Genomic DNA, 22,659 nt, shown 5'->3' on the forward strand with positions numbered 1-22,659 from the left:
AAAACGGCGCCCTACTCAAGGCAGGGCGCCGTTCTTTGAGCCTCAGAACTTACTTCGCAGTCAGTGCAGAGTAGCTGTTCATCAGGTTGCGGTAGTTGGGAATGCGTGGCGAGAGCAGATTTGCCAGACCTTCCATATCGTTGCGCCAGTCAACCTGCAGCTCGCATGCCACGGAGAACCAGTTGACCAGTTGCGCACCGGCAGCGGTCATGCGGGCCCAGGCGGCCTGTTGCACGGTTTCGTTGAAGGTGCCCGATGCGTCGGTCACGACGAACACTTCAAACCCTTCAGCCAGTGCAGACAACGTCGGGAATGCGACGCACACGTCAGTCACGACACCGGCAATAATCAGTTGCTTACGGCCGGTTGCCTTGACCGCTTTGACGAAGTCTTCATTGTCCCAGGCATTGATCTGGCCGGGACGCGGGATGTATGGCGCGTCCGGGAACAGCTCCTTCAGCTCGGGCACCATCGGGCCGTTCGGACCGTTTTCGAAGCTGGTGGTCAGAATCGTCGGCAGTTTGAAGAACTTCGCCAGATCCGCCAGCGCCAGCACGTTGTTCTTGAACTCGTTAGGCTGAAAATCCTGCACCAGCGAAATCAGACCGGTCTGGTGATCCACCAGCAGCACAACCGCGTCGTCTTTGTTCAAGCGTTTCCAGGGGGTAGCAGTACTCATGGGGTAACTCCTTCAGGTTTTCAGAGTAACGTCATCGCCGTGATGGCAGATGATCAGAATGCGAAACATGAACAGCCGAACGCGCCCCAGAAACCCTGGAAATCGCTGACCGGTACGCTGGACATACGTGCGCGCTCATGGCTGTGGGAGTGCACGACGCAAGGGCCGCTGCACTGGTGAATCTGAGCCACTAACGGCGAATTCGGACGCCAGTGACCCGGCACCTTGACCACCGGCGACCAGTCCGGCAGCACCGGAACCTGCGGTGGCGCGAGCTTCTCGAAATCGCCACTGCCGTACACCACCTTGCCGTCCACCACGGTCAGCACCGACTCGATCCACTTGATCGACTCTTCATCGACGCTGAAGTAGTCCGCAGACAGGGCCACCAAGTCAGCCAGTTGGCCGACTTTGATCATGCCCTTCTTGCCCTGCTCGGATGAGAACCAGGCGCTGCCGTGGGTGAACAACTCCAGCGCGGTGTCACGAGACAATCCTTCCGGGTACAACTCGAGACCACCCACCGTGCGACCGCTGACCATCCAGTACAGCGAAGTCCACGGGTTGTAGCTGGAAACCCGGGTCGCATCGGTCCCGGCGCCCACCGGCACACCCTCGGCCAGCATGCGTTTGATCGGCGGCGTGTATTCGGCAGCCTTTGCGCCGTAGCGCTCGACGAAGTATTCGCCTTGAAAGGCCATACGGTCCTGAATCGCGATGCCGCCATTCAAAGCGCGAACCCGCTCGATGTTTTTCGGGCTGATGGTTTCGCAATGGTCGAAGAACCACGGCAGGTTGTTGAACGGAATCTCGCGATTGACCTTCTCGAACACGTCGAGAATTCGCGAGATGGACTCGTCATAAGTCGCGTGCAACCGGAACGGCCAGCGATGTTCAACCAGATGGCGCACCACCGGCTCCAGGTCCTGTTCCATGCCTGCGGGCAGATCCGGACGCGGTTCGAGGAAGTCTTCGAAATCCGCCGCGGAAAAAGCGAGCATTTCACCCGCGCCGTTGTGGCGCAGGAAGTCATCGCCCTGATGCAATTTGACCGAACTGGTCCAGTTCTTGAAATCGGCCAGCTCTTCTTTCGGCTTCTGGGTGAACAGGTTGTATGCGATACGCACGGTGAGGTGCTTCTCGCGAGCCAACTGTTCGATCACTGCGTAATCATCCGGGTAGTTCTGGAAACCACCGCCCGCGTCGATGGCACTGGTCACACCCAGCCGGTTCAGCTCTCGCATGAACTGACGCGTCGAGTTGACTTGATACTCCAGCGGCAGCTTCGGCCCCTTGGCCAGCGTCGAGTAGAGAATCATCGCGTTGGGCTTGGCGACCAGCATGCCGGTTGGATCACCATTGGAATCCCGAACAATCTCGCCACCCGGTGGGTTCGGCGTGTTGCGGGTGTACCCGGCGACACGCAGCGCGGCGCGGTTGAGCAAGGCACGGTCGTACAAGTGCAGAACGAACACCGGGGTATCCGGAGCCGCCTGATTAAGCTCTTCAAGCGTCGGCATGCGCTTTTCAGCAAACTGGAATTCGTTCCAGCCACCCACGACCCGCACCCACTGCGGCGTCGGAGTGCGGTCGGCCTGGTCCTTGAGCATGCGCAATGCATCAGCCAGTGACGGCACGCCTTCCCAGCGCAGTTCGAGGTTGTAGTTCAGGCCGCCACGGATCAGGTGCAAGTGGGAGTCGTTGAGACCCGGAATCACCGTTCGCTTTTGCAGGTCGATGACCTGGGTCGCACTGCCACGCAGCGCCATGACTTCTGCATCGGTGCCCACTGCCACAAAGCGTCCGCCGCTGATGGCGACCGCGCTGGCCTTTGGTTTTTCACGGTCGACAGTATGCAGTTGGCCGTTGTAGAGAATCAGTTCGACGTTCATCGCGGTTCCTTCGACAGATTTTTGAGAGGCACCGGCATAGCCAGCGAAGGGAAAAGACGGAAGGATGGCCGCCGCGGCACTGAGCAACGTGCCTTTGGCCAGAAAGCGGCGGCGTTCCTGATCGGTGTCCTTGTCGTCATTGCTCATGGCGTCACTCCACGGAGGGCTGTTTCTGCGCGGCATTCAGCCAGGGTGCGAACAGCCGGGTTGCGGCAGGCATCATCACGTAACAGACCAGCAGGACGATGGTCACCGTGACCAGGGCGGTACTCACCACGTAGTTGGCGAGCAGCGGACTCAACGCGAACACCGGCCCCCAGAGCAGAGGAATGAGCAGTGTCAGCGGGCAAATGACCAGAAACGTCACACACGCCTGCTTCCAGCGCGGCGGCTGCGGTGCGGAAGCCTCGGAGGCAGGCGTGAACCAGAATTCGTTATGGGGATTAACTTCGGTCTGGTCGCCGTCGGCGAGCATTGGGCGGGCCTCCTCAACCAACTGGCTGCGCTGCTCCGAATCCAGCCAGCGCTGCATGGCGTCAGTAGAGTGAAAGCGCAGAACACAGGTGAACAGATGCAGCCCACCCGACTTGCTGCGGATCACATCCACGCCCAAGTGCCCCGGATAGCTGCCGGCAATACCTACGATGCGCCTTAGCCAGGCTTCGTAATCCGCTTCCATACCGGCGCGGATGCGGTGCTTGATCACCAGCGTCACAACTTCATTGAATGTCGGATGGTTGACCATCACCGCTTCGTCGACCAAGGAGTTTGAATCAGACATAACGCACCGCTCCGTTGAAACGTGTGTTGAGCGCGAGCCGTCCCGGCCCTGCAATCAACACAGTTGTAAAAATGATCAACAGCAACCAGCCAAACTGGCCCTGCTCCAGCGTCCATTCCGGGTGAACGGCAAGCAGTGCGACCAGCAACAGAAACAGAATGGGCAGGCATGCAAGGCGCACCAAGATCCCAGCAGCAATCAGCAGCGGGCACAGGACTTCGGCAAAGATTGCGAGGATCAGGGTCAACTGCGCGCCCAAGTGGAACGGGTCTTCGATGAGCGTCAGTTGATGGTTGAAATCGAGGAGTTTTGGCAGGCCATGAACGACCAGAAGAAAAGCCGCGGCGCTTAGCCTGAGGAACAGCAGACCGAGATCGCGGACCCGGTCTTCAAGGGATAGGTTTTCAACTGTCGAATGATTCATCACGCACCCACGAAATTGGGAATGGCCAGGACAGGGAATCTCCGTGTACTGGCCAACTCTGGATTCGATAGTGCAGCGTTGAAGCGAGCGGTAATTGAATGCTTGTGCTTTCATGGATCAGTCGTGCGCAAAAGCACGGCTGGTTTTTTTCGACAGCCGTAAACCCAGGACTAGCGCCGCACCTTGTGCGACCAGACCAAGCTCGGCTTCATCACACAAAATGCAAATTAATGGGCTGAACTGCATTTTCTGTAGGAGCTGCCGAAGGCTGCGAAGCATTTCTCCTGATACACCGCGATCGCAGCCTTCGGCAGCTCCTACAGGTCTAATGTTTGCTTCGCGACAGATGGACACTGGGACACCTCAAATCACGTCAGGCGTCTTGGCCATATGCTGACTGATGCGCGAACGGAGCCAGCGCTCGGCGGGGTCGTTGTCATGCACCCCGCTCCAGACCATCGACAACTCGGCAGCAACAATCGGAAACGGCGGATCATCTGCGCGCAGCGTGCAACCTTCCACCAGCGCACAGGCCGCGTAATCAGGCACGGTTGCGATCAATTCAGTACCCGCCAGCAACGCCCGCAGGCCATTGAATTGCGGTACACCGAGCACGACTTTGCGGGTCCGCCCGACTTTGGCCAGGTCCAGATCGATGTTGCCGGACAGGTCGCCCGAGAACGACACCATCGCATGCGGCCGCGCGCAATAATCATCAAGGGTTAACGCGCCCGGCCGAGAATCGCCACGCAACACCTTGCAGTGAATATCACGCAGCTTTTTGCGTTTGGCGTTGGCCGGTAGATCGGTGGTGTAGCTGACGCCTACCGAGATTTCGCCTGAGGCGAGCAGTGCTGGCATCAATAGATAGTTGGCGCGGCGAACCACCACGATGATGCCCGGCGCCTCTTCCCGGAGTTGATGGAGCAAGGGTGGCAACAGGCCAAACTCGGCGTCATCCGACAGCCCGATACGGAACACATCAGAGCTGGTGGCGGGGTCGAAATCCTTGGCGCGGCTGACTGCGCCAGAGATGGTATCCAGCGCAGGCTGAATTTCCTTGAGGATGTCCAGCGCCCTTGCCGTCGGCTCCATACCGCGACCACTGCGCAGCAACAAGGGATCGTCGAACAGATCGCGTAATCGCGACAGCGCGGCGCTGACGGCAGGCTGGCCCATGAACAGTTTTTCAGCAACCCGGGTCAGGTTGCGCTCAAACATCAGCGCCTCAAAGATCACCAGCAAGTTGAGGTCGACTCGGCGCAGATCATTGCGATTCATGGGGAATGTCCGGAACTGAAGAGATGAAAAGCCCGAGAGGCTTGTCCTTCATTCAAGTAAGCACGGTTATCAGCGCTTCGCCTTGTAGGTTTGTGCTTTTGAGTCGACGACGGTTATGTTCACGCAGCGAACACATACTTGTGTGGAATGCGATTTCCCTGTGGGAGCGGTGCTTGCCCGCGATAAGTGCGACTGGGTTCACCTGTCAGATCACATCGTCTGCATCGCGGGCAAGCACCGCTCCCACAAGGAGATTGCATTCCAAATCATTGAGGTGAGCGTCGCTGGAAGTCACCCCGCCCGCCGTGCTTCGGTCGACAGCGAGCGTCTCCAGCCGAACGGCGTCTGGCCTACAACACGGGTAAACACCCGGGTGAAATGCGACTGATCGGCAAAACCGCAATCGAGGCTGATACGCGAAATCGAAATGCTGGTCTCGGTCAGCAACCCCTTGGCCTTGTCCAGGCGAACCTGCAGGAACCAGTCACGGGGCGAAAAACCTGTGTTTTTTTTGAACGCCCGAGAGAAATGGCTGCGTGACAACGAGCATTCGGTGGCGATCTGGGCAATGGACAGGCCGCGATCCATATGGCTGGACATCATTTCCTTGGCACGACGCTCCTGCCACGGCGACAACGCGACTTTCTCGCAACGCTTGGGCACCACGGCTTCAGGCGTTTCAAAGCGGGTAGACAAATGCGAGCACAGCACCAGCATCGCGCGCTCTAATGAATCGTCATGATCAGCCTGACGATCACGCAAGGCAGGCAACAGCGAGCAAATCAGCCGGTAAGCCAAAGGGTCAATGCCCGGCGTTGTAACGCTGCGCTCCAGCAATTGCAGATTCGCTTCACGTGTATCGCCAACCGATGCGGACTTCATCAGTTCTTCTACAGCGGACGACAAGGTGTCGAAAGATGGAACCTGAGTGACGGCGGCTTGATCGACATGAAGCGTGGACAAAGGGCTGAACGCATTCATTACAGACTCTCCTGCTCAGAGGTGTATGGCAGGTATCGAGTCTGGTGATGGCGGTCCTTAAAGTCCTTTGCAAAACATTAAACGTTCTGAAGCGCAGGTTAATCCGCGCAGCAGTCAACATCTGTTCCTGGATTTTGCGACCTGCATGCTGGTTCTGCATCGCCTATATCGCGGGCAAGCCCAGCTCCCACATGGGACCGCGTTCCACCTGTGGGAGCTGGGCTTGCCCGCGATATAGGCGCTAAGGTCTAACTGCCCTACCTGACAACGCCCCTGCAACCACTGGCAACGTGAACACAAACACCGCCCCGCTCGACCGTCCGGAAAACGCCTGCAGCATCCCCCCATGAGCATCAATGATCGATCTGCAGATCGCCAGGCCCATTCCCATGCCCTTTTCCTTGGTCGTGAAAAACGCATCGAAGACCCGTTCAACATGTTCAGGATCAATCCCGTAACCATTGTCCTGAACACTGACCACCACATACTCATCAGCCACCGTATTGCACGTGATCGCCAGACGACGCGGCCGGTCATGAAGGTCGCTCATGGCGTCCACTGCATTCATGATCAGATTCAGAATCACCTGCTGCAACTGCACAGCATCACCTTCCACGGTCAGTTGTGGCTCGCTGACTTCCCTGTAAAGCAATACATGGCGCTGCTCGATCTCACTGGCGGTCAGCAACACCACCTGCTGAATCACATCCGTGATGTACAACGGTTCACGGTTGAGCGGCGTCTGTCTGGCCAGCGATTGAAGTGCGCGCACGATGTCGGCAGCGCGCTTGCCGTCGTTGACGATATCCCTAAGCCCGGCGAGCGCCTCCTCGACTACCGGCACATCACGGTTGAGCCAGCGCAAACTGGCACTGGCGTTGGAGACAATCGAAGCCAGCGGCTGGTTGATTTCATGCGCAATGGACGCCGCCAACTCGCCCATGGTGGTTGCCTGAGAAACCCTCCCCAGCTCGGCACGGGCAGTGCGCAAGGACGTTTCAGTGGTTTTGCGCTCGGTCACATCACTGACCACACCCACGAAAAACTGCTCGCCGTCCGGCTCTCCCAGCAGTTCGATATAACGAAGCGTCCCATCGGGCCTGAAGATACGGAAGGTGTGTTCAAAGGCACTGGAATGTCGCAGAGCCCGAGACAGCATTGATGAAAAGGCTTGCAGATCTTCCGGGTGAATCATCTTTTCCAGCACCGGCAGTGAAGGTGCAACCGCCGTCACCGGCAGGCCCCAGACCGCAAACAGCTCGTCGGACCATTGCGCCTCATCGGTGCCCGGATCCCAGCGAAAACTCCCCGACTGGCTGATACGTTGCCCCAATGCCAGCGTCGCCTTGCTGGTGCGCAGCGCCGCTTCGATCTCTTTGCGACGCGTGTTCTCTTCCGTCAATTCAGCATACAGACGAGCGTTTTCCAGCGAGATCGCGGCCTGACCGGCGAGCAGTTCAAGCACCGCCGTGCGCCTGAAAGTAAACACCCCAGGCGCCAGATTGTTTTCCAGGTAAAGCACGCCCACTACCTGGCCTTGTTTGATAAGGGGCAAACACAGTATTGAGCGCACCTGATGCTCATTGAAGTACTCATCTGCGGCAAAGACATGTGAATGCATGGCGTCGTCCAGCACGATCAGTTGCCGCGTTCTTATGACCGTGTACAACATCGACAAGGGCAAATGCCGCGCGGTGGGTGTTGTCTCCGAGAGCTCGGTGGCGATGCCGGACTCGTGCGCCTGCCCGCGGGCACGGACCTGCGGTACTTCGTCTTTGATCAGCAGTAACAGGGCATGCTGGGCACCGGCGTGAACGATCGTATTGGTCAGCAGAATACCGATCAGTCGCTCCAGCACGATCTCTTCGGACAGCGCCTGAGAGGCCTTCATGACCGACACCAGATCCAGCGCTTCCTGCCCCATGGAAATACTGATCGAGGGCCTCGACAGCGAGGCCTGCGCGCGCAGAATTCCGCTCCGCGCTTCCAGCCCGGCGACCTGGCCCAGGCACCCACATGGCTGGTAGCAATCACAGCCACTGAGAAAATGGCCATGCGCGGAGGTATAAATCCCTTCAGTGACCCGCTTGAATGCAGCACCCCGAGCCTGATACTCCGCCCGCCTCGTCAGCAAGAATTCCGGCTCAACGCCCCGGCATCGACGATCTTTTACGGTCTCGTCAAAAGCGGACAAGTGCTGGAACTGACTCCACTCGTTCAGGCACTTGCGCAAGTCAGCCTCCAGGCGACAAGCCGTCTGATAGCGATCTTCGGGATTCTTGGCAATCAGTTGCAGAATCATTTGAGCCAACGGTACGGGAATCGAGTCCCGAAAATGCCGCGGTGACAAAGGCTGGCGGGCCACGTGGCAATACACCCATTCAACCGCATCGTCTGCCTCGAAGGGCAATCTGCCGGTCAGCAGCTCATAGAACGTCATGCCCAACGCATAAAGATCGCTGCGCTGGTCGGACTGCAGCCCGCCCCGTCCCGCCTGTTCAGGAGACATATACGCCAGCGTGCCGCAGATGGAATCGCCAATGTTCGTGGGCATGCAGGATCCGGTCTCGACACTGACGCCAAACCCCGTCAGACGAACAGTGCCTTGAGCATCCTGAAGCAGATTGCTCGGTTTGATATCCCGATGCAGCAGACCCTTGCCATGAGCCATCCCAAGGGAGCGCGCTGCGCCTGACGCAAGGCGCAGGAAGCGATCAATGGAAATTTTCCCGTCAGCCAGTTCATGCAGCGTCTGACCACCAGGATCGTCGCATACCCACAGCGGACCTTCCGCCGTCTGCAACAGAGCCTGGGGAACCAGTGCCCAGGACGGCTCAAGGCGGGAGGCTAGCGCGTATTCATGCTCGATACGACGCCTGCTGCTCTCCACCTTGCGCACTGACGAACGAAAAACCAGCCACTGTCGGTAGCAGCCCTGCACATGAACCCGGTAACGATCAATCTCGCCATCGACAAACAGCAGGTCCCATGACAGAAGCGCCAGCCATTCAGGCGTGCAGCCTTCGGCCTGATGCTCAGCCCTTGCCTGAAGACCGGAGATCAGCTCTGCCTGGATGCTGCTCATAAAGGCCCCTTACGGGCGTTCCAGTGCCCGCTTTATCGAATCGAGCAACGCCTCCTCGGAGAACGGTTTGCGCAAAAAACCCAGTGCACCAGCGTCGAGTGTTCGGCGGATGGTTCCCTCGTCATCCTGAGCGGACATGCAGAAAACGGCGACCGGTTTGCCCCCGGCTTTCAACTGCCGAAGAACTTCCAGCCCCTGCATGCCCTTCATGATCAAGTCGAGAAATACGCAATCCGCATCATCACTTGCCGAAGAAGCCAGAAATGCTTCACCCGAAGCAAAGCCCACGCAAGCATAGCCCAAAGACTTGAGAAGATTGCCAAGACCATTACGCACGGAAGCGTCGTCATCAACAACGCAAATGAGGATCATAAGCTCAACTTCATGGCAGTGAAAGTAATAGAAACAGACTTTACGCCCTCCCACGAAAGAGCGCGCCTGACGCTATGTATAAATGTGCTGTTTTATATCAACTGACCGGAGTTGATTGTTCATGCATCTTGACCAGATCAATCAAAGTTCGTGCTTTCATTTTTGTCATAATGTGCCGTTTATGAACTTTCACCGTTATTTCACTGGTCCCCAGATCTCCGGCAATCTGTTTATTCATTTTGCCCGTTACCAACAACGTCATGACTTCCCGTTCACGGGGCGTCAGGGTTTCGAACCGGCGCCTGACGCTTTCGACGTGCAGCCGACCCACCAGCTCGCTTTCGTCGTGTTCAAGGGCTTGGCGCACCACCATCAGTAAATGATCCGGCTCAAAGGGCTTGGTCAAAAACTCGTGGGCGCCGGCTTTGATAGCCTTGACCGACATCGGGATGGTGCCAAAGCCGGTCATGAATATGATCGGGAAGCGATGGCCGCGACGGAGCAACTCCTCCTGCACATCAAAACCACTGGAGGCCGCAAGATTGACGTCCAGCAGCAGGCACGTCGGTTGATCTTCAAAAGACTGCTCAAGAAACGCCTGAGCGCTGGCAAAGCATTCGGTGTCGATGTCCGCAGAATGCAGCAGGCGAGCCAAAGACGTGCGGATCGTGCACTCATCATCGACCACATAAACCTTGGGTGTAGCGCTCATATACAGATTTTCCGATGCTTCGTGCTACTGGCTTGTCGCCAGAATTCGTTGGTGGTTGAGGTGAAAATAATCGGAGTCGTGCAGGCCGCCCCCTACTGCTCGCAACGTCGCGACAGACGCCATGGATGCCGGGCGCACAGAATGCTGATTGTGCTGGCGAATGCCCTGCCTTGAACCGATATCACCCGCCAGCTCACTGATTGCCTCCATCAGCCAGCTCCGGGTTGCCCTCAATAACCGGTAAAACCGGAAAGGCCCTTCGGCGGTAATCAGCAACAGAGACTTTTGCGCCAGACTGACGATGCAGTCCATGAGCCTGCCTTGAGGCAGCGCCAGGGACTGCGCCCTTTCACAGGCCTGAGCGAGGGTAAAACGGTCTTCGAAACGACCCAGACGTTTCAGTACGTTGCGCTCGTCCGGGCTCAGCAAACCATAGCTCCACTCTACCGATGCCACCAGCGACTGATGACGATCAGGGGCACTGCGCAGACCGCCGGACAAGAGGTGCGGTCCATGTTGCAGGCTTTGCAGCAATTCGAACAGTCCCAGCGTGGCAGCGCGGGCGGCCGCCATCTCCAGCGCCAGCGGGATGCCATCCAGATGACGGCAGACCTGTGCGATCAACTCCACACTTTGTTCGTCCAGACTTTCCATGTTTTCTGCCGGGAAATAAGGGTCCAGCGCCCGCAAGCGTGTCATGAACAATTGTGCTGAACTGCTTTGCAGCACTTGTTGACGATCGGCATCCTGCTCCGGGATGTCCAACGGGGCGACGTTGAGCATTCGTTCGCCGCCAATGCGCAGTGGTTCGCGACTGGTGATCAGAATCCGCAGCGACGGACAACGGCGCATTAGATGCTCACTGACCGCCGCTATTGCATCGATCAGGTGCTCACAGTTATCCAGGATGACCAGACGATTCTGCTGATCAAGGCATTCGACAATCGCCTCAATCGGCGACCTTCCCGGTAACACGACCAGATCCAGGGCAGATGCCAGAGACTCAACAATGTTTTCAGGGCAGGTAATGTGCGCCAGCGGTACGAAGCAGACATGCAGGCTATCGGTCAGGGACAGATAGTGGGCAGCAGCGACTGCCAGGGACGTCTTGCCTATCCCCCCTGATCCCACGAGGCTCACCAGCGCATCGCTCAGCAACGCTTCGCAGACGTCTTCCAGTGCGGCTTGCCGCCCAATCAACGGGACGTTATGGGGAAGATCGTGTTTGCGTGGCATCGCGCTCCCGGAGGAACCGACCGTCAGCGGGTTGTCATAATCAGCGACTGGCAGAGCAGATTCGCCCTCGCCCCCCACCAGCATGTAGCCGCGCCCCGGAATGGTCCGGATCAGATCGCGATCTTCACCCAGTGCCTTGCGCAATGCAGAGACATGCACCTGCAGGTTATTTTCCTCAACCACGGTATCGGGCCAGACGCGCCGCAGAATCTCGTCCTTGCTGACCAGACGTCCCGGACAGGTAATCAGCAGTTCCAGAATATCGAACGCCCGCGTGCCCACCCGCAGCGGCACACCACATCTGAAGACTTCTCTGAGTTCAAGAGAGACACTGGCTTGACCGAGACTGATCATCGTTAATCACACTGTCCGTCGTATGTCGGTAAGTATCTGGCCCGGGGATAGATCGTGATCAATTTCATGATTTATCGCGGGAAGCTCAGGATATCTAAGCAGCTAATTAGTTCCACCGATACTATCTATAAGGATAGGCAGGAGATTCACCCGATGAACTTCGGCGGCGACTAAGCACAATCATGCAAGTAAATGACATGAACTTTTACTTCAATCGCTATCATAGTAACCAATCGCTATAAATATGCCTGTAGCATTTACCGTGAAACGTGTTCTTCGGTGCGCTTATGATGTTGTCGATCTTCATAGAATTGAACATCATCAGGCCTGTCGTGCAGACCTTCGCTCCATACGCCCGCCGTGACGGGCCGATATTCTTCAGACTGAACATGAGCCAAAGATTATGACCTCCTCCACAGCTTCCCCCGCTCTAGCACCGCAAAACACCCTGACCCGCGGCCTGGTGCTGTTGTTTGCGTTTTGCTGTGGCGCCATCGTCGCCAACATCTACTATGCCCAGCCCATCGTCGAGCTGATTGCTCCTGAAATAGGGTTGTCGGCCCACAGCGCCAGCCTGATCGTATCGCTGACCCAGATCGGTTATGCCCTTGGCCTGTTATTTCTCGTACCGCTGGCTGACTTGCTGGAAAACCGCAAGCTGATGATCGGCACTGCCATCGTGGCGACGGCCAGCCTGCTGGCTGCGGCGTTCAGCGAACACGCCAACGGCTTTCTGATGATCTCCCTGCTGATCGGCTTCAGTTCGGTGTCGGTGCAAATGCTGATACCGCTGGCGGCGCACCTGGCGCCGGAAGAAACCCGTGGTCAGGTCGTCGGCAATATCATGGGCGGCCTGCTGCTGGGCATTTTGCTGGCCCGGCCGCTGTCGAGCCTGATAGCCGACCACTTCGGCTGGCGTGCGGTGTTCATGACCGCGTCGGTGATGATGCTGGCGATCATTCTGGTACTGGCTCTTACCATTCCAAAACGCACGCCTGATCACAAGGCGTCATACAGGCAACTGCTCGGTTCGTTGTTCACATTGCTGCGCAGGTATTCGGTGTTGCGTCAGCGGGCGTTCTATCAGGGCCTGCTGTTTGCTGCGTTCAGTCTGTTCTGGACAGCTGCGCCGATCGAACTGTCGCGTACGTTCGGACTGTCGCAGACCCAGATCGCGCTGTTTGCACTGGTGGGTGCCATAGGTGCGGTTGCCGCACCTGTCGCCGGGCGTCTGGCCGATGCCGGGCATACCCGGCGCGCATCCTTGATCGCGATGATCATGGCGCCAGTTGCGTTTCTGGTGGGTCTGAGTCAACCGGGTTACAGCGTGATTGGCCTGGCGGTCACCGGAGTACTGCTCGACTTTGCAGTGCAGATGAACATGGTGCTGGGACAACGCGCGATCTACGCTCTGGACCCGGCCAGCCGTGGTCGGTTGAACGCGCTGTACATGACCAGCATCTTCATCGGCGGTGCTATTGGCTCAGCGCTGGCCAGCAGCCTGTATGAGCAGGGTGGCTGGCACGGGGTCGTGTGGCTGGGAGCCGGTCTGCCGCTGGTTGCGCTGGTAGTTTTCTTGTTGGCCGGGCGTGTTGGTCGAAGCTAGTCAGTATGGACGCGGTTCACTTCGGACCGCGTCGCTCTTATCGCGGGCAAGCCTCGCTCCCACGTAGATCTGCGTAATCCTGTGGAAGCCGGGCTGCCCGCGAAGAACGATAACGCGGTGTGCCTGACGGACCGAAGCGCCCGTATCGCGGGCAAGCCTCGCACGGATTTGTGTACGACTTCAGGTTCATGAAGAGCCTGTGGGACCGACCGGGGTGGCGCTCCACTTCATTCGGGAAGGCGGCATTTCAAGCGATACATCAGTTGCGGATGTACCGGCCCCTTCGCGAATGAATTCGCTCCCACGGATTTGTGTTTGCAGGCCAACATAGAATCTCCCAGATAGATCTGCGTAATCCTGTGGGAGCCGGGCTTGCCCGCGAAGAACGATAACGCGGTGTACCTGGCGGACCGAAGCGCCCGTATCGCGGGCAAGCCTCGCTCTCAAGTTGGTAACATCTCAAGCTCATGCAGGACCGGTGGGACCGAATTCATTCGGGAAGGCGGTATTTTTGTCGATACAAAGGCTGCGCATTCACCGGCCTCTTCGCGAATGAATTCGCTCCCACCGGGATCAACGCTTGCAGGCGAACATAGAATCTCCCACAGAGACCGAGCTGTTCCATAGGACGGCTCTAGCACGGGGGGCGTTCGGGTATTAGCCATATCTCTTTCAGCAGAGTAAAAAGCGCTCAACTCTCTGGTATTGCTTCAAGGCCAAGATGCTCCCTTAACGTCGAACCTTCATACGCCCTGCGGAACAACCCTTTGCGCTGCAGATGCGGAATTACACTTTCGACGAATTCGCTGAACGAACCCGGCAGATAGGCAGGGGAAATGACAAACCCGTCGCTACCGCCCGCCAGGAAAATATCCGCGAGTTGCTCCGCTATCTGCGCACCGGTGCCCACCAGTTGCGGCACGCGAACACTGCTTGCGAAGATCCGCCCGAGCTCTTCCAGCGTCGTATCAGCGCCCTGCATCAGCAGTTTCTCGGCAGCCGCCGGATGAATCAGCGGCGAGCGGGCAATATCTGCCAGGGTCGCTGACAACGGGAATGGCGACAGGTCCACATTCAGTTGTGAGGCCAGCGTTACCAGGCCCAGTTCAGGGCGAGCCAATGCATTGTGCTTGTCACGTTTGGCCCGGGCCTCGGCTTCGCTGCCACCAATGAACGGCATCACTGCCGTCAACACTTTGCAGCTGTCTGCCGGACGCCCTTGTTGCACCACTTGCGCCCGCACGTCTTCACGAAACGCCTGCATGGCTTTCAGGTGCGGGTGAATGGTGAAGATCGCTTCGGCCCAGCGCGCACCGAAACGCCGGCCACGCCCCGAAGAACCGGCCTGGATCAGCACCGGCCGACCCTGAGGTGTGCGGGGAATGTTCAACGGTCCCTCGACCTTGAACCAGTCGCCGTAATGTTGAACCGGATGAATCTTCGATGGATCAGCCAGCACTCCGGTTTCGCGGTCCAGCTTCAGCGCGTCCCGCTCCCAACTGCGCCAGAGCTTGAGCGCCACTTCGACGAACTCATCGGCGCGGTCGTAACGCAGATCGTGCTCGAGGTGTTTGTCCTTGCCGAACAGACGCCCTTCACTGTCGTTCATCGAGGTGACGATGTTCCAGGCGGCGCGACCTTTGGACAGGTGATCCAGCGTCGCAAACTCACGGGCGATATGCGCTGGCTCGTAGTATGTGGTCGAACGTGTCGCGCCCAACCCCAGTTTGCGAGTCTGACCGACCAGATAAGAGAGGATCGGCAACGGGTCCAGACGCGTCGCGTCCTGAGCCCCGTAACGCAACGCCACGTCCCGGGATCCGCCCATTTGATCACCGACCGCGAGGCGGTCGGCGAAAAACAGAAAATCGAACAACCCCTCCTCCACCACGCGCGCCGTGCGGGCGTAATACTCAGGGTCGAGGTAGCTCCCTACCGTCTCCGGATGTCGCCAGACGGCATGACTGTGAATGACCGGTCCGGTCAGCAGAAACGCGGACAGGTGAATTTGACGGCTCATGTGCAACTCCAGTCGAAGGGGGCGGGCCTGAGGTTATTTGCTTTCAGGTGCCCAGACAGTGATGCCGGAAATCTTCAGCGGCTTGGGGATCAGCTTTGCGCCGTAATAGGTGTCAGCAATGCGCTGTTGTTCGGCCAGCTCATCCAGTTTGACGGGGACGATGTCGTAGCTGCGGCGGCTGTTGGCCAGCTCTACGGTTTCGACCGGGATGTTGCCCCACACCGGCGCAAGGATCTTCGCTGCATCCTGCGGATGGGATTTAACCCACTTGCCGGACTCGCGCAGGGTATCGATCACCACCTGCAAGACCTCGGGGTGCGCCCTGGCAAAGCTGGTGTTGGCCAGATAGAAACGGTTGTAATTGGCCAGCCCCTGACTGCCGTCAGCGATGATGCGCACCTGATGCTCGCGTTGCTGGGTGGCCAGGAACGGGTCCCAGATGGCCCAGGCATCAACCTTGCCACTGGCAAACGCGGCGACGCCATCCGGCGCTTCCAGATAGCGCGGCGTGATGTCGTTGAGGCTCAGCCCGGCCTGTTTAAGCGCAGAGATCAGCAGGAAGTGACTGCCCGAACCCTTGGAAACCGCCACGGTTTTACCCTTGAGGTCTGCCACGCTTTTGATCGGCGAATCCTTCGCGACGATAATTGCCTGCGCGCTCGGCGAGGCCGCTTCACGTGCGTAATAGGTCAACGGCGCATCCGCTGCCTGGGTAAACAGCGCAAAGGCATCAGCCACATCAGCGTGCAAATCCACCGCGCCAGCGTTCAATGCACTGAGCAGACCGCTGCTGAATTCATGCCAGTTGACGTTGAAACCCAAAGGCTTGAGGCGCTCCTCCAGTTGGCCATTTTCCTTGAGCAGGATCCACAACGTGGAAGAACGCTGGTAGCCGATATTGATAGTCTGTTCGGCATGCGCGGTGACCGCCGCAAGCATCAAGCCTGCTGCGAGGATGAGTTTTCGTAGGGTCATGGAATCCTTCGCCTTTGGAGGAGGCGTCGCTCATTTCAGAAAGCATGAGCGACGCTTTTTAAATTCCATTTAATTATAATAATTTACGAAAACTATTGAAGAACCGTATAAACATAAGCTTATGCCGTTTGCCTCCAGCGGCATATACGCACTCCTCGAATCAGAAGCGCGAGGCCGAGAACGGCGTGATATCGATGGGCGTAGACTTACCGGCAAAAAGACTGGCGACGATTTCAGCCGTCATGGGCGCCGAAGCAAGGCCGACATGGCCATGACCGAAGGCATGCACGACGTCAGGCGTGGCCTTCGCTTTAGTGATGACAGGAAGCCCATCGGGCGTTGAGGGACGATTGCCCTGCCAGCGGGAAATGTTCAATTGCGAGGGATCATCGCCAAGCTCGGGGTAAGTCTTCAGCAAGTGGTGCAACAGGATGTCTGCACGTTTCCAGTCTGGCGGGTATCCGACACCGGCCAATTCCACCTGACCAGAAGCACGCAACCCACTGCTGGTCATGGTGTTGGCCATCTTGCCGTCAGACGGCATGACCGGAATGCGCGGGCCGCTGGCAGGCTGAGCGATTTGCACGTGGTAACCGCGCTCGCTTTCCAGAGAAACCCGGTCGCCCACACCCTTTGCAAGCGCTTTGGAATGAATACCGGCGGTGATCACAGCTCCATCGCAGACGACAGATCCCTTGTCGGTAACCACGCTTTGCAGTCGAGCGTTGCTGATGTTGAATCCCTCGGCCCGCACCTGGATCAGCTCGCCGCCCTGAGACATGAAACTGTCCACCAGGCCGCGCACATAAGCCCCCGGATCGAGGCAATGCCCGCCACTTTCGAGCAACACGCCGAAGGTATAGCGGCGACTCAGGGCAGGCTCGAACTCATGCAGGGCATCGGCGTCCAGTTCCCACCACTGAATGCCATTGTCGCGCCTTAGCTGCCACGAGAATGCTTCCAGAAGAAAGGCATCACGATCCGGGTAAACGTAGAGCAAACCGTCCTGACGAATGAGCTCAGGCACGCCGCATGCCGTGGCAAGCGCCAGATGCCGAGCGGGCGCATCAGACAACAAGGTAGAAAGAATACCGGCTGTTCGGGCGGCCTTTGCAGGCGTCGCGCCCGCCTTGACGAATCGGATCAACCAAGGGGCGAGCTTCAGCAGGTACTGCCAGCGAATCGTGAACGGGCCCAGCGGATCGAGCAGAAAACCGGGGACCTTTTTCCAGAGCCCAGGCATGGACATCGGAATGATCGACGCCGGGCTGATAAACGCACCATTGCCGTAACTCGCAGCGTGCTCGCCACCGGGATCATTAGGCTCCAGAATCGTCACGCGATGCCCATCCTTCAGCAGCGCCAGCGCGGTACACGCACCGACAATGCCGCCGCCAATCACCACGATGTGCCGGGGCGTTGTTGCCGTGTGCTGTTTCATACCGGATGCGCTACTCATCGTTCAGCCAGAATGCGTGCATTGCCGCGCAGCGATGCTTCAGTGACAGAGATGCCCAAACCCGGCCCGGTCGGTACGATCACAGCACCGTCACGGTTGGGAATACGCTCCTCCAATACGTCTTCGGTCAACACGTGATGCGGCATGTAGAACTCGCAGCCCAGCGACATACCAGGCGTCGCGGCGATGAACTGGGTGCCCGCAGCCAGCGCAATACCGCCCTCCCACAACGTGCCGCCATAGGCCGGGATATGCACGGTATCGGCGATGGCCATGATGCCTTGCGCCTTGAGAATCCCCCCGGCTTTCATCAGTTTGACCGAGATCGCATCGGCCGCGCCGAGACGAATAATTTCCATCAGATCGCGCGCGTCAAAACAGCTCTCATCGGCCAGAATCGGCGTGTCCAGGGCATCGGCAAAGGACGCCATTGCAGCAAGGCAATTACGGGGGACCGGCTGTTCAATGAACGTCGGACGGAATTGGTCAACATCACGCAGGATGCTGATCGCACCAAAGGGTGCCAGCGCCTGGTTGTAGTCGAGGCGCAGATCAATCGAATTGCCGAATTCGTTGCGCATGGCCTCCAGATGGGCCATGTCTTCAGCATGGGATTTGACTCCGGTCTTGACCTTGAAGATGCGATTGCCGGCCGGAACCATCGCCCGCATGCGCTCCATGTCGGCATCAAAGTCAGGGTCGGCAATCGAGAACGACAGTGGAATGCTGTCGCGCACCCTGCCGCCCAGCAGGTCAGCAATGGACAAACCGCAGGACTTGCCGAGGATGTCGAACATCGCGGTTTCAATGGCGAGTTTGGCTTCGCCGTGGCCCACCAGCGCAGTATCCATTGCCAGGGTGGTAGCCCGAATCGAGCGGATATTTGCGCCAATCACCAACGGCCGAAGATAGGTGTCGATGGCGGCGAACGCGCCTTCGGCGGTACCGGTAAACACCTCCCAGGGCGCAGCCTCTCCCCAGCCGACAATGCCAGAAGTCGAGGTCAGCTCCACCAGCACCCGTTTCACGCTGCCTTTGACATTGCCCACGCCCTGAAGCCGCGCCATTTTGATCGGGCTTTCAATCAAGAAGACCCGAAGTCGTTGAATGCTTTCATTTGTCATGGTCATGACTCCTCCGCCCGCCGCGCAGCCTGAACAATCAGAGACTGGGCACGATTAATGTCTGTTGAAATCGGTCAGGCCCGGTTCAACGGGCGCCGCTACCTTTATGGAAATGGTTGAGGAAGTTACGCGTGGCGTCTTCACGCGGGTTGTCGATGGTCTCCCGCGCAGGACCTTCCTCGATCACATAGCCGTCACGCATGAACACCACACGATCAGCCACTTCACGGGCAAAGGCGATCTCATGAGTGACGATCACCATGGTCATGCCATCCGCCGCCAACTGCTGAATGGTGCTCAGCACCTCGCCTACCAATTCAGGGTCCAGCGCCGAAGTGGCTTCATCGAACAGCATCACTTCAGGTTCCATCGCCAACGCTCGTGCAATGGCCACGCGCTGCATCTGGCCGCCGGACAATGTTTTGGGCATTTGCTGAGCACGGTCAGCCAGACCGACTTTCTCCAGCTGCGCCATGGCCAGATCCCGTGCCACGCTTTTGCTCAACCGACGCACGTGGACCGGCGCTTCCATCACGTTTTCCAGTACGCTCATGTGCGGAAACAGGTTGAAGTTCTGGAAGACCATGCCGGTTCTCGCCCGAAAAGCCGCGAGCTCTTTAGTGCCAGGCGGACGGCGGCCCTGACCGAACAGGAAAGTGGTATCCCCCACGCGAATCTCACCTGCATCAGGTTCAACCAACAGATTGATGGAGCGAAGGAGCGTCGACTTGCCGGAACCGGAAGGACCGATCAGCGAGACAACGCCGCCCTCTTCGACCTTGAAGTTGATGTTCTTCAACACTTCCAGCGCACCGAAACTCTTGCGCAGTGCGGTGATTTCGATCTTCGGTTTCGCGGACATCATTGAAGGGCTCCGTGTTTCTTCTCGCGATAGCGCACGATCAGGGTGAGCGGAAACAGGATCACAAAGTAGGCCACGGCCACCGCCGAGTAGGTCTCAAGCGGGCGAAAACTGTCATGGGCAATCATCTGCCCTTGGTACACCAGGTCGGGCACGGCCAGGACCGACACCAGCGAGGTGTTTTTGAATTGCATGATCGACTGGTTCATCAGCGCAGGCACCATGCGCCTGATTGCCTGGGGCAGAATGATCCGTCGCATGGTCAGCATCGGCGTCATGCCCAACGCACCGCCCGCCTCGCGCTGGCCTGCCTCGATGGAAACGATGCCGCCACGAATGATCTCGGCGTAGAACGCGCCGCCATAACAGGACAAGGCCAGCAACGAAGCGGTGATCGGCGTCATCTCGACACCCGCCAGAATCGGCAGCGCGTAATAGAACCAGATCAGTTGCACCAGCACCGGCGTGCAGCGAAAGACCTCTGTGAACATCAGTGCAACAGCCCGCACCAGCGCAAAACGAGACAGCAGCCCCATCGCCGCCAATAGTCCAATAACCAGTCCGCCCACAACGATGGCAGCGGTAAAGGACACTGTCAGGCCAAGGCCTTCAAGCAGCAGCCAGCGATATTCCCAGAGTGCGGAAAAATCCCACTCGTACATGTCAAAACCCCACGTCACATAAACCGTTTAAGCCGCCATCAACAATCAAGAGTGATCAGATTTCGAAGCCTTCCGGGAAGTCTTTCGGGGTGACTTTGACCAGTTCCATGTTGCGCATGATCGCGTCCTTGATGAAGCCATTGGCACGATGCTCGGTGATCCAGGCATCAACAAATTCGCGCCAGGAAGTATCTTCCTCACGACGGAAGCCTGCATTGGAGGTGGTTGAGTTCACCGGGGTCGGCACAATCAATTGACCGATCGCAGGATTCTTCGCGCGCAAGGCAAGCGCCAGAACCATCACCAGACACTGCGCATCCACTCGGCCGGATTGCAGCGCGGCCGTGGCATCACTGGCGGTCTTGAGGCGAGACACCGCAGCGTTCGGCGCGAGGCGGGTCACGGCGCTGTCATGAGAAGAACCTGCATCGACGCTGATGCGCATATCGGCAGTGTTGAAGTCATCCCAGGTCTTGGCCGTGACTGACTTTTTGGCAATGAACGTGAACGAGTTCTTGAACACCGGACCGGAAAAGTCGATGACTTTTTGTCGCTCTGGCGTGGGATTCAGCCCGAAGAACACATCGATTTTACTGGCCTGCAGATCCAGCACCGAGTTCCCCCAGGTGGTTTCCAGAATCGAGAGTTTCACCCCCAGATCATCCGCAAGCTTTTGACAGATATCGATGTAAAAGCCGCGCCATGGGCCGCCGGTCAAGCTTTTCTGATAGTAAGGGGCGCCATCGGCAATGGAGCCAATACGCAAGACGCCTGAAGATTTAATGCGCTCAAGTGAGCTGTCGGCTTTGGCACTCAGTGAAACCAGTCCCGTCGACGCGCTAATGACGGTCGCCCCGAAAAGCTTGGTGAATCTTCTGCGCGTAATCATGCAAAGCGTTCCTTTTTCTGGGCCATTTGTGATGTTGTGAATTCATCATCTCGCGAAAATCTGACTGGCAGTCGAAAAAAGACAGGTGACGCAATTGTCGATTGGACGGCGCGTTTGACTAGGTCTCGGCGCTGTTCGACTTATTGTTGGCAGATGACTTCTGCTCAGTGCTACGTATTCATTCTGTATCCCTGCACGCCCTGCATACATGCGCGCAATGCTCCGGGAATGGTGCATGACAGAGTGTTTAAACCTGGGACAGATTTGTACGACATATTGATGACATAAAGCGTTTTACAACTGAAGCCTTGAAAAATGGGGTCGCCATGACTAAAAATCATGCCACCTTCACTCAGGATCAACGTTATGCGCCGATTTTTACCCTCGCTCTCCGCGCTTCAGGCGTTCGAGGCCTCGGCACGGCACCTGAACTTCACCCGGGCGGCTGAAGATCTTTCAGTGACACAAAGCGGGATCAGCCGCCAGATCACCAACCTGGAACAGTTTCTCGGTATGCGGCTTTTCGAGCGCTCGGGCTCCCGGCTGATCCTCACGGACGCGGGCAGCAAGTACGTTCAGGACGTGGTGCCGATGCTTAATCGGCTCGAAGAAGTCTCCATTGACCTGGTACGCGGCCGCAAAGCGGATGCCTCGTTGATGATCGGCGCGAATCCCACCTTTGTGTCCCGCTGGCTCGCGCCACGGCTTGAAGACTTTGTACGCCAGGCACCGGAGATCCCCGTCGAGGTCAACCCGATCGAGGCCAACGTGGACTTCAAGACCTGCCGTTTCGATATCGCGATCATGCGTGGAACGGGTGCCTGGAAAGAAGCCAGAGCGCTGGAGTTGTTTGCCGAGGAACTGGTGGTCGTGGCCTCGCCCAGGTTGATTGCTCCGGGTGAACGGCATGACCAACTGGATTTCTCCAAAGTACCAACGCTGCAAAACGCAAGTCGGCCCAGCCTGTGGCTGCAATGGCTAAGAGCGTCGGGATGTGTGGGGACGGGATTGATTCAGGGCGTCCGGTTTTCTCAGAGCGAGATGCTCATCAGTGCCGCCGTCAGCGGCCTGGGGCTTGCGGTGGTGCCCATCCACTATGTTGAACGGGAATTGCAATGCGGCGAACTTCATATGCCGTTTGGCGACCCCGTACGCTCGGGGGAATCGTATTGGGTAGTCAGCCCCGAGCGTAAATCCCAGAAGCAGCATGCACTGCTTTTTCGGGACTGGTTGATGCAACAGGTGCGGCAGAACAGACACTGATC

General features: G+C 57.9%; 19 protein-coding genes. 2 read left to right on the plus strand and 17 right to left on the minus strand.

Annotation, left to right across the window (positions count from 1 at the left end):
• Positions 1 to 49 precede the first annotated feature (49 nt).
• The 10 genes from ycaC to KDX30_RS01675 form a co-directional block, all read right to left on the minus strand.
• Complete coding sequence (gene ycaC, locus KDX30_RS01630; RefSeq protein ID WP_027900462.1) at positions 50 to 679, minus strand: isochorismate family cysteine hydrolase YcaC; 630 nt, start codon at positions 677 to 679, stop codon at positions 50 to 52.
• 53 nt (positions 680 to 732) lie between these two features.
• Positions 733 to 2,571 (minus strand): amidohydrolase, encoded by a 1,839-nt coding sequence (locus tag KDX30_RS01635; protein WP_231674830.1) that lies wholly within the window; start codon positions 2,569 to 2,571, stop codon positions 733 to 735.
• A gap of 151 nt (positions 2,572 to 2,722) precedes the next feature.
• The gene (locus tag KDX30_RS01640; RefSeq protein WP_231674787.1) at positions 2,723 to 3,352 is read right to left on the minus strand and encodes an antibiotic biosynthesis monooxygenase; all 630 of its coding nucleotides are present in this window, start codon (positions 3,350 to 3,352) and stop codon (positions 2,723 to 2,725) included.
• On the minus strand, positions 3,345 to 3,776 hold the full coding sequence (locus tag KDX30_RS01645) for a DoxX family protein (RefSeq protein ID WP_027900465.1): 432 nt from the start codon (positions 3,774 to 3,776) through the stop codon (positions 3,345 to 3,347). The genes KDX30_RS01640 and KDX30_RS01645 overlap by 8 nt, the downstream gene beginning before the upstream one ends.
• A gap of 363 nt (positions 3,777 to 4,139) precedes the next feature.
• A complete protein-coding gene (locus tag KDX30_RS01650; RefSeq protein ID WP_231674788.1) occupies positions 4,140 to 5,057 on the minus strand; it encodes a LysR family transcriptional regulator in 918 nt (305 codons plus the stop codon).
• 291 nt (positions 5,058 to 5,348) lie between these two features.
• Complete coding sequence (locus KDX30_RS01655) at positions 5,349 to 6,038, minus strand: helix-turn-helix domain-containing protein (protein ID WP_231667117.1); 690 nt, start codon at positions 6,036 to 6,038, stop codon at positions 5,349 to 5,351.
• Between the two features lie 241 nt (positions 6,039 to 6,279).
• Entirely contained in the window at positions 6,280 to 9,123 is a 2,844-nt protein-coding gene (locus KDX30_RS01660; RefSeq protein ID WP_231674789.1) for an ATP-binding protein, read from the minus strand.
• Positions 9,124 to 9,132: 9 nt separating this feature from the next.
• Positions 9,133 to 9,495, minus strand: a complete 363-nt coding sequence (locus KDX30_RS01665; RefSeq protein WP_231674790.1) for a response regulator transcription factor — start codon at positions 9,493 to 9,495, stop codon at positions 9,133 to 9,135.
• Positions 9,496 to 9,592: 97 nt separating this feature from the next.
• Positions 9,593 to 10,207 (minus strand): response regulator transcription factor, encoded by a 615-nt coding sequence (locus KDX30_RS01670; RefSeq protein WP_231674791.1) that lies wholly within the window; start codon positions 10,205 to 10,207, stop codon positions 9,593 to 9,595.
• Positions 10,208 to 10,231: 24 nt separating this feature from the next.
• Positions 10,232 to 11,797: an ATP-binding protein gene (locus KDX30_RS01675; RefSeq protein WP_231674792.1), complete on the minus strand. Its 1,566-nt coding sequence runs from the start codon at positions 11,795 to 11,797 to the stop codon at positions 10,232 to 10,234.
• Positions 11,798 to 12,200: 403 nt separating this feature from the next.
• Between KDX30_RS01675 and KDX30_RS01680 the strand changes: the two genes are divergently transcribed.
• Positions 12,201 to 13,403, plus strand: coding sequence for an MFS transporter (locus tag KDX30_RS01680; protein WP_231674793.1), 1,203 nt, complete (start codon positions 12,201 to 12,203; stop codon positions 13,401 to 13,403).
• 691 nt (positions 13,404 to 14,094) lie between these two features.
• Here KDX30_RS01680 and KDX30_RS01685 read toward each other — a convergent pair.
• The 7 genes from KDX30_RS01685 to KDX30_RS01715 form a co-directional block, all read right to left on the minus strand.
• Entirely contained in the window at positions 14,095 to 15,423 is a 1,329-nt protein-coding gene (locus KDX30_RS01685) for an LLM class flavin-dependent oxidoreductase (RefSeq protein ID WP_231667122.1), read from the minus strand.
• A gap of 33 nt (positions 15,424 to 15,456) precedes the next feature.
• Positions 15,457 to 16,398: an aliphatic sulfonate ABC transporter substrate-binding protein gene (locus KDX30_RS01690; protein WP_231674794.1), complete on the minus strand. Its 942-nt coding sequence runs from the start codon at positions 16,396 to 16,398 to the stop codon at positions 15,457 to 15,459.
• 160 nt (positions 16,399 to 16,558) lie between these two features.
• Positions 16,559 to 17,857, minus strand: a complete 1,299-nt coding sequence (locus KDX30_RS01695) for an NAD(P)/FAD-dependent oxidoreductase (RefSeq protein WP_231674795.1) — start codon at positions 17,855 to 17,857, stop codon at positions 16,559 to 16,561.
• Positions 17,854 to 18,987, minus strand: coding sequence for an enolase C-terminal domain-like protein (locus tag KDX30_RS01700; protein ID WP_200866040.1), 1,134 nt, complete (start codon positions 18,985 to 18,987; stop codon positions 17,854 to 17,856). The genes KDX30_RS01695 and KDX30_RS01700 overlap by 4 nt, the downstream gene beginning before the upstream one ends.
• 79 nt (positions 18,988 to 19,066) lie before the next feature.
• Entirely contained in the window at positions 19,067 to 19,843 is a 777-nt protein-coding gene (locus tag KDX30_RS01705; protein ID WP_027898703.1) for an amino acid ABC transporter ATP-binding protein, read from the minus strand.
• Positions 19,843 to 20,505 carry an amino acid ABC transporter permease gene (locus tag KDX30_RS01710; protein ID WP_231670930.1) on the minus strand — a complete coding sequence of 221 codons (663 nt, stop codon included), beginning with the start codon at positions 20,503 to 20,505 and terminating at the stop codon, positions 19,843 to 19,845. Before KDX30_RS01710 ends, KDX30_RS01705 begins: the two co-directional genes overlap by 1 nt.
• Positions 20,506 to 20,560: 55 nt before the next feature.
• On the minus strand, positions 20,561 to 21,394 hold the full coding sequence (locus KDX30_RS01715; protein ID WP_027898701.1) for a transporter substrate-binding domain-containing protein: 834 nt from the start codon (positions 21,392 to 21,394) through the stop codon (positions 20,561 to 20,563).
• 366 nt (positions 21,395 to 21,760) lie between these two features.
• Between KDX30_RS01715 and KDX30_RS01720 the strand changes: the two genes are divergently transcribed.
• On the plus strand, positions 21,761 to 22,657 hold the full coding sequence (locus KDX30_RS01720; RefSeq protein ID WP_122704581.1) for a LysR substrate-binding domain-containing protein: 897 nt from the start codon (positions 21,761 to 21,763) through the stop codon (positions 22,655 to 22,657).
• The last annotated feature ends 2 nt before the right edge of the window (positions 22,658 to 22,659 follow it).

This window comes from Pseudomonas quasicaspiana, from assembly GCF_021147825.1.
GTDB lineage: Bacteria > Pseudomonadota > Gammaproteobacteria > Pseudomonadales > Pseudomonadaceae > Aquipseudomonas > Aquipseudomonas quasicaspiana.

Excerpts from the sequence above, each read along its gene's own strand:
- ycaC (WP_027900462.1), bottom strand. The coding sequence starts at position 679 with ATGAGTACTGCTACCCCCTGGAAACGCTTGAACAAAGACGACGCGGTT.
- KDX30_RS01635 (WP_231674830.1), bottom strand. The coding sequence starts at position 2,571 with ATGAACGTCGAACTGATTCTCTACAACGGCCAACTGCATACTGTCGAC.
- KDX30_RS01640 (WP_231674787.1), bottom strand. The coding sequence starts at position 3,352 with ATGTCTGATTCAAACTCCTTGGTCGACGAAGCGGTGATGGTCAACCAT.
- KDX30_RS01645 (WP_027900465.1), bottom strand. The coding sequence starts at position 3,776 with ATGAATCATTCGACAGTTGAAAACCTATCCCTTGAAGACCGGGTCCGC.
- KDX30_RS01650 (WP_231674788.1), bottom strand. The coding sequence starts at position 5,057 with ATGAATCGCAATGATCTGCGCCGAGTCGACCTCAACTTGCTGGTGATC.
- KDX30_RS01655 (WP_231667117.1), bottom strand. The coding sequence starts at position 6,038 with ATGAATGCGTTCAGCCCTTTGTCCACGCTTCATGTCGATCAAGCCGCC.
- KDX30_RS01660 (WP_231674789.1), bottom strand. The coding sequence starts at position 9,123 with ATGAGCAGCATCCAGGCAGAGCTGATCTCCGGTCTTCAGGCAAGGGCT.
- KDX30_RS01665 (WP_231674790.1), bottom strand. The coding sequence starts at position 9,495 with ATGATCCTCATTTGCGTTGTTGATGACGACGCTTCCGTGCGTAATGGT.
- KDX30_RS01670 (WP_231674791.1), bottom strand. The coding sequence starts at position 10,207 with ATGAGCGCTACACCCAAGGTTTATGTGGTCGATGATGAGTGCACGATC.
- KDX30_RS01675 (WP_231674792.1), bottom strand. The coding sequence starts at position 11,797 with ATGATCAGTCTCGGTCAAGCCAGTGTCTCTCTTGAACTCAGAGAAGTC.
- KDX30_RS01680 (WP_231674793.1), top strand. The coding sequence starts at position 12,201 with ATGACCTCCTCCACAGCTTCCCCCGCTCTAGCACCGCAAAACACCCTG.
- KDX30_RS01685 (WP_231667122.1), bottom strand. The coding sequence starts at position 15,423 with ATGAGCCGTCAAATTCACCTGTCCGCGTTTCTGCTGACCGGACCGGTC.
- KDX30_RS01690 (WP_231674794.1), bottom strand. The coding sequence starts at position 16,398 with ATGACCCTACGAAAACTCATCCTCGCAGCAGGCTTGATGCTTGCGGCG.
- KDX30_RS01695 (WP_231674795.1), bottom strand. The coding sequence starts at position 17,857 with ATGAGTAGCGCATCCGGTATGAAACAGCACACGGCAACAACGCCCCGG.
- KDX30_RS01700 (WP_200866040.1), bottom strand. The coding sequence starts at position 18,987 with ATGACCATGACAAATGAAAGCATTCAACGACTTCGGGTCTTCTTGATT.
- KDX30_RS01705 (WP_027898703.1), bottom strand. The coding sequence starts at position 19,843 with ATGTCCGCGAAACCGAAGATCGAAATCACCGCACTGCGCAAGAGTTTC.
- KDX30_RS01710 (WP_231670930.1), bottom strand. The coding sequence starts at position 20,505 with ATGTACGAGTGGGATTTTTCCGCACTCTGGGAATATCGCTGGCTGCTG.
- KDX30_RS01715 (WP_027898701.1), bottom strand. The coding sequence starts at position 21,394 with ATGATTACGCGCAGAAGATTCACCAAGCTTTTCGGGGCGACCGTCATT.
- KDX30_RS01720 (WP_122704581.1), top strand. The coding sequence starts at position 21,761 with ATGCGCCGATTTTTACCCTCGCTCTCCGCGCTTCAGGCGTTCGAGGCC.